The sequence below is a fragment of the Pseudomonas gorinensis genome, from assembly GCF_042015035.1.
In the GTDB taxonomy this organism is placed as follows: Bacteria; Pseudomonadota; Gammaproteobacteria; order Pseudomonadales; family Pseudomonadaceae; genus Aquipseudomonas; species Aquipseudomonas gorinensis.
Map to the genome: position 1 here is coordinate 3807679 of NZ_CP167125.1, position 15834 is coordinate 3823512.

At 61.7% G+C, this 15834-nt stretch carries 10 protein-coding genes and 2 pseudogenes; 4 read left to right on the plus strand and 8 right to left on the minus strand.

The window, feature by feature from the left end:
* Nucleotides 1–12: 12 nt before the first annotated feature.
* The 3 genes from AB7933_RS17400 to AB7933_RS17410 are packed head-to-tail and all read right to left on the minus strand — an operon-like array spanning nt 13 to nt 3878.
* A complete protein-coding gene (locus AB7933_RS17400; RefSeq protein WP_024075458.1) occupies nt 13–807 on the minus strand; it encodes an SDR family NAD(P)-dependent oxidoreductase in 795 nt (264 codons plus the stop codon).
* Between the two features lie 27 nt (nt 808–834).
* Complete coding sequence (locus AB7933_RS17405; RefSeq protein WP_024075459.1) at nt 835–2325, minus strand: aldehyde dehydrogenase family protein; 1491 nt, start codon at nt 2323–2325, stop codon at nt 835–837.
* Between the two features lie 11 nt (nt 2326–2336).
* Complete coding sequence (locus AB7933_RS17410) at nt 2337–3878, minus strand: acetolactate synthase large subunit (RefSeq protein ID WP_024075460.1); 1542 nt, start codon at nt 3876–3878, stop codon at nt 2337–2339.
* A 248-nt stretch (nt 3879–4126) separates the two neighbouring features.
* Here AB7933_RS17410 and AB7933_RS17415 point away from each other — a divergent pair, with 248 nt between their 5' ends.
* Nucleotides 4127–4885 (plus strand): IclR family transcriptional regulator, encoded by a 759-nt coding sequence (locus tag AB7933_RS17415; protein WP_024075461.1) that lies wholly within the window; start codon nt 4127–4129, stop codon nt 4883–4885.
* Between the two features lie 10 nt (nt 4886–4895).
* On the opposite strand, the gene AB7933_RS17420 is transcribed toward AB7933_RS17415, so the two are convergent.
* The 3 genes from AB7933_RS17420 to AB7933_RS17430 form a co-directional block, all read right to left on the minus strand.
* Nucleotides 4896–6221, minus strand: coding sequence for a hypothetical protein (locus AB7933_RS17420; protein WP_024075462.1), 1326 nt, complete (start codon nt 6219–6221; stop codon nt 4896–4898).
* Between the two features lie 3 nt (nt 6222–6224).
* On the minus strand, nt 6225–7655 hold the full coding sequence (locus AB7933_RS17425) for an aldehyde dehydrogenase family protein (RefSeq protein WP_024075463.1): 1431 nt from the start codon (nt 7653–7655) through the stop codon (nt 6225–6227).
* Between the two features lie 78 nt (nt 7656–7733).
* Nucleotides 7734–9182 carry an APC family permease gene (locus AB7933_RS17430; protein ID WP_024075464.1) on the minus strand — a complete coding sequence of 483 codons (1449 nt, stop codon included), beginning with the start codon at nt 9180–9182 and terminating at the stop codon, nt 7734–7736.
* A gap of 529 nt (nt 9183–9711) precedes the next feature.
* Between AB7933_RS17430 and AB7933_RS32505 the strand changes: the two are divergent.
* From AB7933_RS32505 to AB7933_RS17440, 3 genes and pseudogenes are all read left to right on the plus strand, one after another.
* Nucleotides 9712–10719, plus strand: a pseudogene (locus AB7933_RS32505) (HAMP domain-containing protein); the annotation flags it as partial.
* 315 nt (nt 10720–11034) lie between these two features.
* A pseudogene (locus AB7933_RS32510) lies at nt 11035–11577 on the plus strand (methyl-accepting chemotaxis protein); the annotation flags it as partial.
* Between the two features lie 64 nt (nt 11578–11641).
* The gene (locus AB7933_RS17440) at nt 11642–13135 is read left to right on the plus strand and encodes an MFS transporter (RefSeq protein ID WP_024075466.1); all 1494 of its coding nucleotides are present in this window, start codon (nt 11642–11644) and stop codon (nt 13133–13135) included.
* Here AB7933_RS17440 and AB7933_RS17445 read toward each other — a convergent pair.
* Complete coding sequence (locus AB7933_RS17445; protein WP_024075467.1) at nt 13132–14580, minus strand: APC family permease; 1449 nt, start codon at nt 14578–14580, stop codon at nt 13132–13134. The genes AB7933_RS17440 and AB7933_RS17445 overlap by 4 nt on opposite strands.
* Before the next feature lie 222 nt (nt 14581–14802).
* Nucleotides 14803–15777, minus strand: coding sequence for a helix-turn-helix domain-containing protein (locus AB7933_RS17450; protein WP_024075468.1), 975 nt, complete (start codon nt 15775–15777; stop codon nt 14803–14805).
* Between the last annotated feature and the right edge of the window lie 57 nt (nt 15778–15834).

The following is a 15834-nucleotide window of genomic DNA, read 5'->3' on the forward strand; positions in this document are numbered from 1 at the left end:
CACAGATGCTCCTCAGATATAGATGCCACGGGTCAAACCACCGTCGATACCGATGGACTCGCCCGTCACAGCGGCGGCCTTGGGCGACGCGAGGAAACCAATCAACCAGCCCATTTCAATCGGTGCCAGGGTGCGGCGAATCGGCGTTGCGTCGATGTAGGCCTGTTCGACCTGCTCCGCAGTCTTGCCTTGCTTGACCGCTTCGCGCTCGTACAGCTCTTGGATATGCGGGGTGTCCACCACGCCAGGGTGAATCAGATTGACCGTGATGCCCGAAGGGCCGAGCTGGTCGGACAAGGTTTTAGTCATATGCGCGATCGCCAGGTTGCGCATGCCCGACAACACCTTGCTGCTGCGCCCGGTGAGCCCGCCGATGTTGATGATGCGACCGAAGCCGCCCGCCTTCATGTGTGGGGTCACGGCCTTGGCGCAACGGAAGTAACCGATCACCTTGGTGTTGAGATCCGACAGCAGCTCATCGTCGCCGGCATGCTCGATGTCATTGCGCACGACACCGGACGGCGCCGCGGCACCGTTGACCAGGATGTCGATACGGCCGAAATGCGCGTACGCCGCCTCGACCATCTCCGACACAGCCTTCATGTCATTGGTGTCGCAGAACAGCGGCAGTACTTCATTGCCGGTCTGTGCGCTGATTTCTTCGGCTGCCAGTTGCAGGAACGCCATGCGCCGCGCGCAGATCACCACCTTGCAGCCTTCCTCGGAGAGAAAACGTGCGACTTCCTTGCCGATGCCCATACCACCACCGGTGACAATGGCCACGCGGCCTTTCAATTCCAGATCCATAGCAATTACCTCTTGTGATTATTCAGTTCAGGCCAGATCGACAAACACACTCTTGGTCTCGGTGTAGGCATCGATCACGTTTTTACCCATCTCCCGGCCCCAGCCGGATTGCTTGTAGCCGCCGAACGGCGATGCCGCGTCGACCACGTTCCAGCAGTTGATCCACACTGAGCCAGCCTTGAGCTGCGCCGCCACGCGGTGTGCCGAGCGCAGGTCGCGGGTCCACAGGCCGGCCGCCAGGCCATATGGCGAATCATTGGCGCGCAGCACCAGGTCGTCGATTTCGGTCCAGCTCATGACGGTCAGCACCGGCCCGAAGATTTCTTCGCGGGCGACACAGGCACGCTCGGCGCGGTCAAGAAAAACGCTGGGCGCAATGAAGTGGCCGCGCTCCAGGTGGGCTGGGCGATCGCCACCGCAGATCAGTTCGGCGCCCTCCTCCTGGCCGCGTTGCAGGTAGCCCTTGACCGTGCTGAGTTGGCGCCCCGACACCAGCGGCCCCATGCTGCTGGCCGGGTCCAGGCCGTTGCCGAGCACATGGGCGGCGGCATGCCGCTCAAGCTCTTCCAACACCTGGTCCAGCACGCTGGCGTGCACGTACAACCGCGAGGCCGCGGTGCAGACCTGGCCCTGGTTGTAGAAAATCCCATCGGCGGCACCTTTGGCGGCGCGCACGATATCGGCGTCCGGCAAGATGATGTTCGGCGACTTGCCGCCCAGTTCCAGCGAGACTTTTTTCATGTTGCTGGTGGCCGCTTGCGCGATCAGCCGGCCGACCTGGGTCGAGCCGGTAAAGGCAATCTTGTCGATGTCGGGATGCTGGGCCAGCGGCGCGCCTGTTTCGGCGCCAAGGCCGGTGATCAGGTTGACCACCCCGGCCGGGAACCCGGCGGTCTCGATCAACTGCACCAAGCGAATCGCCACCAGCGGGGTCTGTTCGGCAGGCTTGAGCACCGCCACGCAACCGGTCGCCAACGCTGGGCCGAGCTTCCATACACACATGTTCAGCGGGAAGTTCCACGGCACGATCAGCGCACAGACCCCTACCGGCTCACGCAAGGTGTAGTTGAGCATCGGCGCGCCGCTGGCCGGCGATACCGGCAGCGTGCTGCCTTCGATCTTGGTCGGCCAACCGGCGAAGTAACGCAGGATGGTTGCCGCACTGGCGGCTTCACCGCGAGCGGCAGCGATAGGCTTGCCGTTCTCCAGGGTGATCAACTGCGCCAGCTCCTCGCGGTGCTGGTCCAGCAGGTCCGCCAGGCGGAACAGCAACAGGCCGCGCTGGGCGGGAGACTGCAGCGCCCAGGCGCCGGTGAATGCGGCGCGAGCCGCGGCGACCGCTGCATCCACGTCACGCGCATCGCCTTGGGCGACTTCGGTCAGGGTTTCTTCAGTCGCCGGGTTTTCCACGGCAAACCGTCGGCCAGCGGCCGCGTCCTGCCAACTGCCGCCGATAAACAAGCGGCCCGGTTGGGACAGAAAGGCCTGGACAGCGGGTAGCACTTCGAACTGTTTCATCATCGACTCCTTCACAGCGCCATTTCGATCAGGCAAGGACCACCGTCGGCCTTGGCATTGGCCAGTGCCCGTTGCAGTTCGGCATTGGTTTGCACCGTGCAGGCCGGTACGCCGTAGCCTTTTGCCAGGGCTTTCCAGTCAATGCGCGGGCTGTCGAGTACGGTCAGGCGCAGGGCTTGCGGGTCCATTTCGGTCATGCCGAAACGACGCAACTCGTTCTGCAAAATCGCGTAGCGATGGTTAGCGGCAATCAGGATCACCACCGGCAACTGCTCGCGGGCGATGCTCCACAGGGTTTGGATGGTGTACTGCGCACTGCCGTCCGATTGCAGGCAGAACACGCTATTGCCGCGTTCCGCCAAGGCGGCGCCGAACCCCACCGGAATACCCTGGCCAATCGCGCCACCGGTATTGGTCAATACCCGATGCCGCGCGGCACGGGCGGAGGCGGTGAAGAAGGGATAACCGCAGGTGCCGCCTTCAACCGAGACAATGCTGTCGTGGGGCAGTGACGCGGCCAGCACTTGGCCGATGGACTGCGGCGTCAACTCGGCGTGGCCGGGCGGCAGTTCGATACCCTCCGGGGTCGGTACGTAGGCGGGTGCATCGAGGGCATCGGCCAACGCCGTCAGCGCGCCGGCGACATCGTCACCGACTTCGGCCAACGTCAGCAGGCGCTCACGTTCGGCGAGGCGCGACGGGATGCCTTCGTAGCCAAAGTAACTGATGGGTTCGGGCACGCCAGCACACACGACCAGGTCGTACTGCTCAAGAATTTCAATCGCCACTTCCGGGAAATACGGCAGGCGATCCAGATCCGGCAAACCACCGCCACGGTAGCTCAGGCGCGGAAAGGTCTCGGCAAACAGGCGTACACCCGGCAGTTGCGCCAGGCGCCCCGCCGCTTCCAGGCCCGCAACCGACAAACCCTCATCGCCGACGATAAACACCAGCCGCTTGCCGTCACGCAATGCCTGCGCCACGGACTCGACCCGGTCACCGGCAAATCGGCGAACCGGCGCGCGCAACGGTGCGAACACACCGTTGTGGGTCACCGCGTGAGCTTGCAGGTCCATGGGCAAAATCAAACTGGCGATCTGACCTTTGGCCTGCCACGCCGCGCGTACCGCTTCCTGCAAATCCTCACCGATACCTGCCGCCGTGCGCGAGGTGCGCACCCAGCCCGAGACAGTGCCGGCCAAGGCCTGGATGTCACTCGCCAACGGTGGGTCGTAGTTCACATGCCATGAGGCGTGATCGCCGATGACGTTAACGATGGGCGTATTGGCCCGACGTGCGTTGTGCAGGTTGGCGATGCCATTGGCAAAGCCGGGGCCCAAGTGCGTCAGGGTCATCGCCGGCTTGCCGGCGATACGGCCATAGCCGTCCGCGGCGCCCGTGCAGACCCCTTCGAAAAGCGACAGCACCGGCTTGAGAGCAGGTGCGCTGGCCATGGCGGCCACCAGGGGGATCTCGGTGGTCCCGGGGTTGGCGAAGCAGTACTCGATACCGCTTGCCGCTGCCGCATTCACTATCAGTTGCGCACCATTCATTTTCAGCCCTCTTGCTTGAGCATTTGCAGTGATGAGATTTATCACACAAAAGCCTACGAGCAACAAGCATTTTATTAGTGTATTTCTCAATAATTGAGATAAATGCAATTTTAATCAGGGAAAACACCTGCCCAAGATTGCGTTTTTCTCTCACTGAGGTAGTGTTGCTCCAGCGCTTGGGGCTCGCGTGGGTGGCCGGATCCCTGCCGGTACGCAACAACCGCCCTTCCCTTTCTTTTAGGAACACAATGAGCAGCCTGAGCAAATTGCTGAGTATCCTGGACCTGTTTGGTCCACAGACGCTGAAGATCGAACCCGACACCATCGCCGAACGCATGGGCCTGTCACGAGCAACCGTGTACCGCTACGTCAAGGACTTATGTGACGCCGGTATGCTCACCCGCGTGGACGCCGGCAGCTACGGCCTGGGGCCGCGTGTGATTGAGCTGGATTGGATGATGCGTCAGTACGACCCGATCCTTATCGCCGGACGCGAGTTGATGCACGAGCTGTCCGCACAAACGGGCCTGGCGGTGTTTGCCAGCGTGTTTTACGACGGGCGCATCATCAACACCTATATCGCCGAACCCACCGACACCTATCACTTTGCGTTCGGGCGCGGGCAACCGTTGCCGTTTTTCCGCGGGGCGCAATCGAAGGTTCTGATCGCCTTCCAGAAAGGTCGCCGCCTGCAACGCTTGTTCGACGAGCACATGGCCAACGACCCGGACAGCCCGTATGACTGGGCAAGCTTCTCCAAGGCCGCGAAAAAAATCCGCAAGGACGGTTACTGCCTGACCCATGACGAACTCAACCTGGGCCTGACCGGTATCGCCGCGCCGATCATCCAGGCGGACCTGGACGAGGTGGTCGGCAGCCTGTCCGCCGTCGGCAGCAGCCAGAGCTTCAAGCTGCTGCGCCAGGAAACCGTGATCGAAATGGTCATGGATACCACCCGGCGCATTGCCGAAAACATGCGCAACCCGCCGAGCAGCACCACGGCCTAGCCCGTCACGCTCAGAACGGTACGGCCACCGACAACTGGCTATACAGGTTGGTGCCATTGCCGCCGACTTGATTGCCACCGGTGGTCGAGTCCTGGTTGGGTTTGTAGAGCCCCACCAGCGGGGTGATGATCAAGTGCGGGTTGACGGCCCACTCGGCATACACGTCCAACTCGCGGCCATCCAGGTTCAGCGCATTGCTTTTACGCACGGTGGCGTAATCGAAATACAGCGCGCCCAGGCTCAGGTTTTCCAGTGGGGTTGCCTTCAACCCGACATGGTGGATGCGCGTATTGGTGTTGAACGGCCCGGCGTAATTACCGGCCACTTCGCCCTGGAACCAGGTGCCGTAGCCTGTGCTCAAACCGGTGAACAGCGCATCCCAGTTCTGCGAATAGCGGGTGTAGCGATAAGTCACCTTGGGGGCCCAGGCGGTATCCGCGAAGGTGTAGCCGGCTTCGCCGTACCAAGCCTTCTCAGGCCCCGTATCCTTGTCCTGCCAGGCGTACTCGAACGCCAGGCTGACGTTCTTGATACCTGCATCGCCTTCACCGCGCACGCTGTAGATGTTCATGCCCTTGCGCTGGCGCTGAAAGTCGCTGGCCCATTGATCGTTCACGTCGAGGCCATGCACCCAGGTCAAGCCGAGCGTCCCCGGTTGGGCGGTGTAATCCAGGGTGCCGGCGGCCAATTCGGTCTCGGCCTGGATGCGGTTGTCCGACTTGAGCCACAACACGCTGCCATGCAGGCCATCCTGGCCACCCAGGCGCAACACGGCGGTCTGATCGAACGAGTGCCGGGCCGCCAGGTAGTAAGCGCCACCACGGTTCAAGCTGCCATCGGCCGGGCCCTTGCCCGGATTCAGGCCGTCATCGTTGATCAGGAACCCTCGACCGACCTTGACCACTTGGCGTCCGCCGGAAATATCCACGCCGTCTTTGCCCAACAGCGGAAACAGATCACCGGAGCGCCAGCCCAGGTAGGCGTCTTCAATCTTTGTTGTACGCTCGGTACCGACGCTATTGCCCCCCGAATCACCATCACCCCACGTGGCGGAGCTGACCAGGGCGAAAGCCCCATAGGCAGTGCCATTGCCGGCCAGGGACTGGTCGCCGCTCAATCCATACTTGATGAAACCTTCGCGCCAGGTGGAACCGCCCGATGTGCCGTCATAGTTCTTGCGGCTGTTGAACATGCCGAACACGGCGGTCATGTCGGCATTGAGATGCCGGCCCTCATCGCTGTACAACTCATAGGCGTGCACTGGATGGATGACGCCAAGTGCCAAGGTGCACACCAGCGTGCAACCGAATACGGGATAACGTGTTGGAGTGTGCATGGTTCAAACGCCTTGTTCAGTGGCGCGCTTGCGCACAAACAACAGTTGCTGGCCGGTGAACTCCAGCAGCCCCTCAAGGCCGAACTCGACGCCAAACCCCGACATCTTGCTGCCGCCAAACGGCGTGTTCGGCTGGATCTGTGCGTGGCAATTGACCCACGCAACCCCGCTTTCCAGGCGACTGGCCAAGGCCTGGGCCTGCTCGGTATCTGGTCCCCAGACCGATCCGCCGAGCCCCATGTCACCGGCATTGGCGCGGCGCAGCACATCCCCCACGTCCCGGTAAGCAATCAAGGGCAGCACGGGGCCAAACTGTTCCTCGTCCACCAGGCGATGCCCGTCGGTAACGTCCGCAACCAGCGTGGGCGGATAGAAAAACCCAGGCTTATCCAGGCGCGCACCGCCGCACAACACCCGTGCACCGTTTGCCCGCGCGTCGGCGACCAACGCCTCCACCAGTTCCAGTTGCTCAAGGTTCTGCACGGGCCCGAAGGTCACACCGGCCTCCAGACCATCCCCCACCACCTGGCGCGCGGCAATGTGCGTCAGCGCATCGGCAAAGGCCTGGTACTGCGACTCGTGGATATACAGGCGCTTGAGGGCCGCGCAGGTCTGGCCCATGTTGAGAAAGGCCGCCTGGAAGATCTCCTCGGCCACCGCCTCCACCGACGTTCCTGGCAATACGATTGCCGCATCGTTCCCGCCCAGCTCCAGGGTCAGGCGCTTGAGGTTGCTGGCGGCGCCACGCATCACGCTCTGCCCGGTAGCGGTAGAACCGGTAAAGACAATCTTCTGGATACCGGGGTGCGAGGTGATCGCGCTGCCGAAGCCCTGCTCACCGGTCACGCAGTTGATCACGCCCTGAGGCACGTGACGGGCAATGATTTGCGCCAGACGCAAGGTGCTCAGCGGCGTCAGGCTCGACGGTTTGCTGATCACGCAGTTACCGGCACGCAGCGCCGGCATGATGTGCCAGACGGCGATCATGAACGGCCAGTTCCAGGGTGTGATCGACGCCACGACACCCAAGGGTTTACGGTGCAGTTCGACGCGTTGCGTGGGGGTTTCCTCCACCAGTTCCACCGCGATCTCCTGAGCGGCCGCGTAGCGGGTCCAGGCAGCGGCCCCCATGACCTCGGAAAACGCCAGCTCCAGCGGTTTGCCTTGCTCCAGCACAATCAGCCGGGCCAGTGAATCGGCCTCCTGCTCGATATCCGCCGCAATCGCCAACAAACGCTCACAGCGGTCAGGGTGGCTGCTGTGGCGCCAGCTTTTGAATGCCTGCTGCGCAGCGTCGACTGCCTGGTCGAGTTGCCCCAGGGATCCTGCCGGGCATTGGGCAAATGCGACACCCGTGGCCGGGTTGATCACGTCAAACTGACCTTGTTCGCCGGCCACTTGAGCGCCATCGATGAGCATCTTGTAGTTGTGCATTTGAAACCTTCCTTTCACGTGCAGACCCACCCTGTCGAGCAACGACAGGCGGTAATTGTCTGATTAACTGGAGCGTTCTTAGAGCTTGTGGCTGCCCAAGGCGAGAAACCGTTGCGGGGAGATCCTTCGCAGCCGCGCGGCGAGCACGATGCCGATGATCAGGGCCGCGGGAATAATCGCGCAGAGGCTGTATGACAGCAGTTGGCTGGCACCGGTCAGTACATCGAAATGCACCACCGCCAGCACCAGCACCAGGAACAACGCCAGGCAGGAGAAACCGGGCAGGATACGTCCGCGCAAGAGCCCGACGTTAAGCTCGGGATGGCGATGGAAGTAGACGCACACCGCCACAGAGGTCAGTGCCATCAGCAAAATCACGCACAGCGTGGCCAGGTTGGACAGCCAGGCAAACAGTTGCAGGATCGGATCGGCATCCATCGCGGCGAAAATCAGCACCACCACCGCTGCGATCAGGCTCTGCAACGCCGAGCCCATATGCGGGCTCTGGTGCACGCGGTGGGTCGTGCCCAGCAGGCTGTGCAACAAGCCATCACGGCCGATGGCATAGAAGTAACGCGCGGCGGCGTTGTGAAAGGCCAACAGGCCGGCATAGATACTGACCATGAACAGCACGCGAATGATCTGGGTCAGTTGCGGCCCGACAAAGTGGTCGGACATGCCGTAGATAAACGTGGTCGGGTCCTGCAAGGATTGCAGCAGCGGCACGATCTTGTCCGAACCCACGCCCACCACCATCGACCACACCGACAATGCGTAGAACGCCCCAATCAGCAACACCGAGCAGTAAGTCGCAATCGGAATGGTGCGCTTGGGGTCCTTGGCCTCTTCGCCGTAGATGGTCGTGGCCTCGAAGCCGATAAAGGCGGCGAAACAGAACAGCAGGCCGATTGACGGCGTGCCACTGAACACATGACTACTGCTGAACGAATCAAGGTTGATGCCGCTGTCGCCGCCGGACTTGAGGATGGCGAAGTCCAGGACCAGGATCGCCAGGTATTCGGCGATCACCATCACCGACAGCACCCGTGCTGACAGGTCAATCTTGCGATAGCCCAGGATCGCGATGCTCGCCATCGCCATCAGCGAGTAAGCCCACCAGGGCAACGCCAGGCCGAAGGCAGCCTCCATGGTGCCGCTGACCACCCCGCCGAACATCCCGTACAACCCGACCTGCAGGATGTTGTAGGCAAACATCGCCAGCACCCCGGCGGCACCGCCCGCCAGGCCACCCAGGCCTCGGGACGTGAACGCGTAAAAACCACCGGCATTGGTCACGTGGCGCGACATGGTGGTGTAGCCCACCGAGAACGCCAGCAGCACCAGCAAGGCGAGGATCAGCAAGGCCGGGGTACCGGCACCGTTGCCCAGCATGATGCCGATGGGGAAACCGCCGGCGATCACACTCAGCGGGCTCGCCGCCGAAATCACGAAAAAGATAATGAAGCCCACACCCAGGGCACCACGCTTGAGCTCCGTGGAGCTGTTGACCGGGATAGATACACTCATGTTGTTGACCTTATTCTATGAGGCAGTCGCTTTAGGGTTGGCCCGACCACACCGCATCGGCACCGGTTAGCGTTTTGTTTTAGTTGCGCGCTGAATTTGATCCTATGCCCGCCCTTGAGCCGCTCGCTATCCCAAATCGGTAGCATCCGAAGCCCCGCCCCAAAACAGGTCGAGGCGGCACGCTCAATCCCGGCGCAGTTGCCGATTTGGGATAGCCGCCTGGCCTGTCATGCCTGCAACCTAGCCTCAGCCGTGCTATGCCCGGATGCCGGCAACCAGAATAAGAATGAGGGCTCGCCCCCCAGCCCATCATCGCGAAGCCCACTTGTAGGACGCCCCGACCATGCATCTAGCTCACCTCACCATTCAATGGCGTATCACCCTGCTCAGCGGGCTCTGCCTGCTGACAGTAGTGGCGGCCCTGATTGGCGCCAGCGCGTATCAGAATCAAGCCAGTGCAAAGCTGCTTAAAGAGCAGAGCAGCGAGTTGCTCGCCCACGCTGCGCTGGAGCGCTTGCAGGCCCAGGCCATGGCGCATGGCCAACAGGTGGAGCGCTTTTTCAGTGAAACCGCGCTATATGGCGAAGGGTTTGCGCAACAGGTTCTGCAACTGCGCGAGCAAACGCTCAACGGTCGCCTGACGGTCGCGCAATTGCGCGAAGCCCTGATCAGCAGCGCCCGCGAAGCCCTGAAACAGCGCGAAAAAGTGCTCGGCCTGTACGTCATCATGCTGCCGGATGCGTTGGCCGGCACTGACGCCGCCTGGCGCGACCAACGCGCCATGGCAGGCAATGAAACCGGGCGCTTCGCGCTGTATTGGTCACAGAGTCAGCCGGGGCAACTGGTGCAAGAGGTACTGAGCGAGGCACAAATCGCCGCGAACACCGCGCCCCCCGGCAGCGAACCGGGAAACGCCTGGTACGCTTGCCCTCAAGCACAAAGACGGGTGTGTGTGGTCGAGCCGTACACCATCGAAGTGGAAGGCCAGAAATCCCTGATGAGCAGCATTTCCATCCCCTTGATCGTCAACGGCAAAGTGCTCGGTGTGGTGGGCATGGATATTAGCCTCGACACCCTACAGAAGCTGGCTGCCGACCTCGGTCAGGACCTGTACCAGGGCAACAACGAAGTCACCATTATGTCGGCCGCGGGCCAAGTGGCAGGACGCAGCGGCAACGTCTCGGGGGACACGCTCGATATACGCCAGCCCCTTCAGCCCGTGGCGGGCAACCCGGCCTGGCAACTGGAGATCAAGGTTGCGCAAGCACGGGTGCAGGCGTCTGCCCGACTGATGCAAAGCGAACTGGACGCTAAAAGCCGCGAGGCCAACTGGCTTAACCTGGGCTTGGGCATTTTTGCCAGCATCCTGGGTATGCTGCTGATCTGGCTCGCCGCTTACGGCGTGACACGTCCATTGATCAAAATGGCCGAGCTGCTCGATGCCATTGTCGAAGGTGACGGCGACCTCACCCAGCGCCTGCCCGCCGGCAGGCGCGACGAGTTGGGGCATTTGGCCACTGGGGTCAATCGCTTCCTGGACACGTTGCAGCCCATTATTCGCGATATCCAGACCGCGTCGATGGACACCCGAAACAGCGCCGATACATCGTCAGGCATTGCCCGCGAAGTCAGTGTTGGCATGCAGCGTCAATACCGCGAAGTCGAGCTGGCGGCGACCGCTTTGCACGAAATGAGCGCCAGCGCCCAGGAAGTGGCACGTCACTCCCACAGCGCCGCCAACGCAGCTACCACCGCAGAAAGCGCGAGCCGATCAGGCCAGGCGGTGTTCTCAACCGCCGAGCGCGGCATTGAGGCCCTTGATCAGCGCCTGGAAACCACCCTCCAACAAGTCAACGCGCTGGCCCATAGCAGCGCCCAGATCGGCCAGGTACTGGACGTCATCAGCGCCATCGCGCAGCAGACCAATCTGCTGGCGTTGAATGCAGCCATCGAAGCGGCCAGGGCCGGCGAACAGGGCCGTGGTTTCGCGGTGGTGGCCGACGAAGTCAGGCACCTGGCGAGTAACACCCAGAGCTCGGTCGAACAGGTACGCACGGTGATCGAAACCTTGCAACAGCTGAGCCAGGATGTGGTGCACAGCACCCAACTAAGCCGCGAACAAGCCGGCGGCAGCGTGATCCAGGTACAACAAACCCGGGTGGCGCTGGAGAGCATTTCGAAGGCCGTGGATGTGATCGAACAGATGAATCAGCAGATCGCCAGCGCGGCACTGGAGCAAAGTGGCGTGATAGACGATATCAGCCATCGGGTCAGTGACATTCGTGGCATCAGCGAAACACTCGCCGGCCGGATGAACGAGGCGTCGGAGGCCAGTGATTTACTGCATCAAATGGCCAATCACCAGCAGCAACTGGTCAGGCACTTCCGCGTGTAAAGGGTATGTCGCCTGACTGAGCTACAGTGGCCGCCCTCCCATTCGCCTTCAATGAGCACCACCCATGACTTTTTCACGCCGCTGGCTGATCCTCGCGATTATTTCCAGCGCATTGCTGCTTATCGTCATCGACATGACGGTGCTCTACACCGCCCTGCCCACGCTGACCCGAGAGCTGAATGCTTCAGCCTCGGAAAAGCTCTGGATCGTCAACATCTATGCGCTGATCGCCGCTGGCCTGCTGCTGGGCATGGGGACACTCGGTGACCGTCTCGGGCACAAACGCCTGTTCATCGGCGGGCTCGGTGTGTTCGGCCTGTTCTCGCTGATGGCGGCGTTTTCAACCTCCGCCGCTGTATTGATCGGTGCACGTGGTTTCCTCGCAGTCGGCGCGTCGATGATGATGCCCGCCACGCTGGCGATCGTGCGGGTGACGTTCACCGACCCGCGTGAACAGGCCATGGCGTTCGGCATCTGGGCCTCGGTGGCGTCAGGCGGCGCGGCGTTCGGCCCGGTGATCGGCGGTTTGCTGCTGGAGCATTTCTGGTGGGGCTCGGTGTTCCTGATCAACGTGCCGATTGTGCTGGTCGCGTTGGTCGTCGGCGCGCTATTGATCCCGAATAACCCCGGGGATGCGAGCAAACGCTGGGACTGGCTGGGATCGCTGCAGGTGATGATCGGCTTGATCAGCGTAGCGTATGCGGTGAAGGAACTCGGCAAGCGCACGCCCTCTTTCGAAGGCATGCTGATCGCACTGGTGCTGGGCGCGCTGTTCCTGACGCTATTCATTCGGCGCCAGCGCCGCGCGATCCAACCGATGCTCGACCTGGCGCTGTTCAGTTCCTCCGGTTTCAGGAACGCGGTGATTGCGGCGGTTGTGTCGGCTGCTGCGTTGATCGGCATGGAGCTGGTGTTCAGCCAACGCCTGCAACTGGTGCTGGGCCTGTCGCCACTGGAAGCCGCATTGTTCATCCTCCCGCTACCGCTGGGCTCGTTTATCTCCGGGCCGCTTGCCGGTTACTACCTGCCTCGCCTGGGGAACCAGCGGATGCTGTTCTGGACGCTGCTGCTATCCGCGGCGTCGATGCTGGCTTACCTGCTGTTGTATGAGGCGGCGGTGTACCTGCAACTGATCGTTCTTGGGCTGCTGGGGCTTACCATTGGCGCAGCACTGACGGCGTCGTCCAGCACCATCATGCTCAGCGTACCGGCCGATCAGGCCGGCATGGCCGCCTCCGTCGAGGAGGTGTCGTTTGAATTGGGCGGTGCCGTCGGTGTGACGCTGTCGGGCAGCCTGTTGTCGGCGATTTATGCGTACTCGGCGGGCCTGGCGATTCCAGCGTGGCTGAGCCGCAATCCCGCGACATTCGACAGTCTGGACGATGCGCTGGTGGTCGCCGAAACCTTGTCGCCCGAAGGCGCCGCGATGCTGCGCGCATTCGCCCGCTCGGCATTCGATGCGGGCTTTGTTGCGGTGCTGGTGGCGTCGGCAGCGCTGCTTTTGATCGCAGCGCTGCTGGTCAAGCTGAGCCATCAACCACCGCGGGCCGCGCCTTAGAGCTTGTGGCTGCCCAAGGCCAGGAACCGCTCTGGCGATGCCTTGCGCAACCGCGCCGCGAGGAATACGCCGCCCAGCAAGGCCAATGGAATAATCGCGCAGAGACTGTAGGACAGCAATCGGCTGGCGCCGGTGAGCACGTCGAAATGCACCACGGCAAGGATCAGCACTGCCAACAGGGCCAGGCAAGAGAAACCGGGGAAAATCTGCCCACGCCAAACCCCGACCTTGAGCTGCGGTTGACCTCGGAAGTACATCAGCACCGCTGCCGAAGTGAGCGCCATCAGCAAAATCACGCAGAGCGTGGCCAGGTTGGACAGCCAGGCAAACAGTTGCAGGATCGGATCGGCATCCAGCGCAGCGAAAATCAGCACCACCACGGCCGAGATCAGGCTCTGCAACGCCGAGCCCATATGCGGGCTCTGGTGCACGCGGTGGGTCGTGCCTAACTGGCTGTGCAGCAAACCGTCACGGCCGATCGCATAGAAGTAGCGCGCGGCGGCGTTATGAAAGGCCAACAGCCCGGCGTAGATACTGACCATGAACAGGACACGGATAATCTTTGTCAGGTGCGGGCCGACAAAGTGGTCGGACATGCCATAGATAAAGGTGGTCGGGTCCTGCAAGGCCTGCAGCATCGGCACGATTTTATCCGCGCCCACGCCCACCACCATCGACCACACCGACAATGCGTAGAACGCCCCAATCAGCAACACCGAGCAGTAAGTCGCAATCGGAATGGTGCGCTTGGGGTCCTTGGCCTCTTCGCCGTAGATGGTCGTGGCCTCGAAGCCGATAAAGGCGGCGAAACAGAACAGCAGGCCGATTGACGGCGTGCCACTGAACACATGACTACTGCTGAACGAATCAAGGTTGATGCCGCTGTCGCCGCCGGACTTGAGGATGGCGAAGTCCAGGACCAGGATCGCCAGGTATTCGGCGATCACCATCACCGACAGCACCCGTGCTGACAGGTCAATCTTGCGATAGCCCAGGATCGCGATGCTCGCCATCGCCATCAGCGAGTAAGCCCACCAGGGCAACGCCAGGCCGAAGGCAGCCTCCATGGTGCCGCTGACCACCCCGCCGAACATCCCGTACAACCCGACCTGCAGGATGTTGTAGGCAAACATCGCCAGCACCCCGGCGGCACCGCCCGCCAGGCCACCCAGGCCTCGGGACGTGAACGCGTAAAAACCACCGGCATTGGTCACGTGGCGCGACATGGTGGTGTAACCCACCGAGAACGCCAGCAGCACCAGCAAGGCGAGGATCAGCAAGGCCGGGGTACCGGCGCCATTGCCCAGCATGATGCCAATGGGGAAACCGCCGGCGATCACGCTCAGCGGGCTTGCCGCCGACACCACGAAGAAGATAATGAAGCCCACACCCAGGGCACCACGCTTGAGCTCCGTGGAGCTGTTGACCGGGTTAAATACACTCATGTTGTTGACCTTATTGTATGAGGCAGTCGCTTTAGGATCGGTGCAGCCGGCTACGCAGCGTCACCAAACAGCTTGTCGTTCTTATTGCACGCTGGCACTGATCCTATGCCTGCGCCGCAACGCCCCGATATCCCAAATCGGTAACTCAAGCACCCACAGCGAAGCTCCTGCGCATTCAGAGCTGATGACGCAGGCTATTTCAGGTCTTTCTAGCGTTGTTTGTCAGGCCCGCACACAACTCGTGATGGCGGCGCGGGCAGTCTGGGATGGCAATTCCGCGAACAGCTCTTGGTATTCCGCGGCAAAATGGCTCAGGTGATAAAAGCCCCACTGGGCCGCGGCATCGCCAATCGACAGCTCGCAGGCGCGGGTAGACATCAAGGCTCGACGGACACCGTTAAGCCTCACGGAGCGCAAGTAATTCAGTGGAGTGGTCTCGGCGACCGAGCGGAAGCTGTTCTGCACCGTGCGTCGGCTCACCTGAAGGCGTTGGCATAAATCGATCACGCTGGGCACGTTGATCATTTCGCCGGTCGCCAGGCGGTGGCATTTCTCTACGATAAAACTGCGCGTGGAGCTGGGACTGCGCTGTTGCTTGTCGCAGGCTGGGTCGATCATCAGTTGCAACAACTCGCTGAGCATCGCCTGCTCCAACGCCGCCTCGCGCTCTTGATCCAGCGTGCTATCGAGATCTTCGTACACCAGTGCCTGGGAGAAAAGCGCCAGCAATCGGCGCCGGGCCTGTGCAAATCGCTGGGGGGAAACCCTGATCACCGGCTGGCGCAGCAACCGGTTGAGTTCCTTCGCCGAAGCGGTCTGCTCCAACGCCTCATCGAATAATTCACGCTCGAAGGTGATGGAAAGCAGCTCCATGCCCATCGGCATATGGAACATGAATTCCTCGCCGCCATGGAGAAAGAACAGGCTGCTGTCATCTACCTCGCGCCCCTGCATGCGAATCGATCCCGGGACGTTGATCGGCACGGCAAAGCACATCTTGCCTTTAGGCGCCACGCCGTTCTGTACCACGCGCTGGTTGATCTGTTCGAGAAACAGGTGGCAACCCGAGGTTGTCAGTTGCATCAACGTGCTCTCGGCGCAGCCCGAGGTTAACTGGCTGTAGTCCTGGTTCCACTGCTGGATGGTGGCTGCATGGACATGGATATCGCGAAAATGGCTGATCGTTTGGTTTTTCATTGGGACATGCCTCTACCAATATTTTTGTTTTTTTTAGATCGGCGATCCAATTGATAG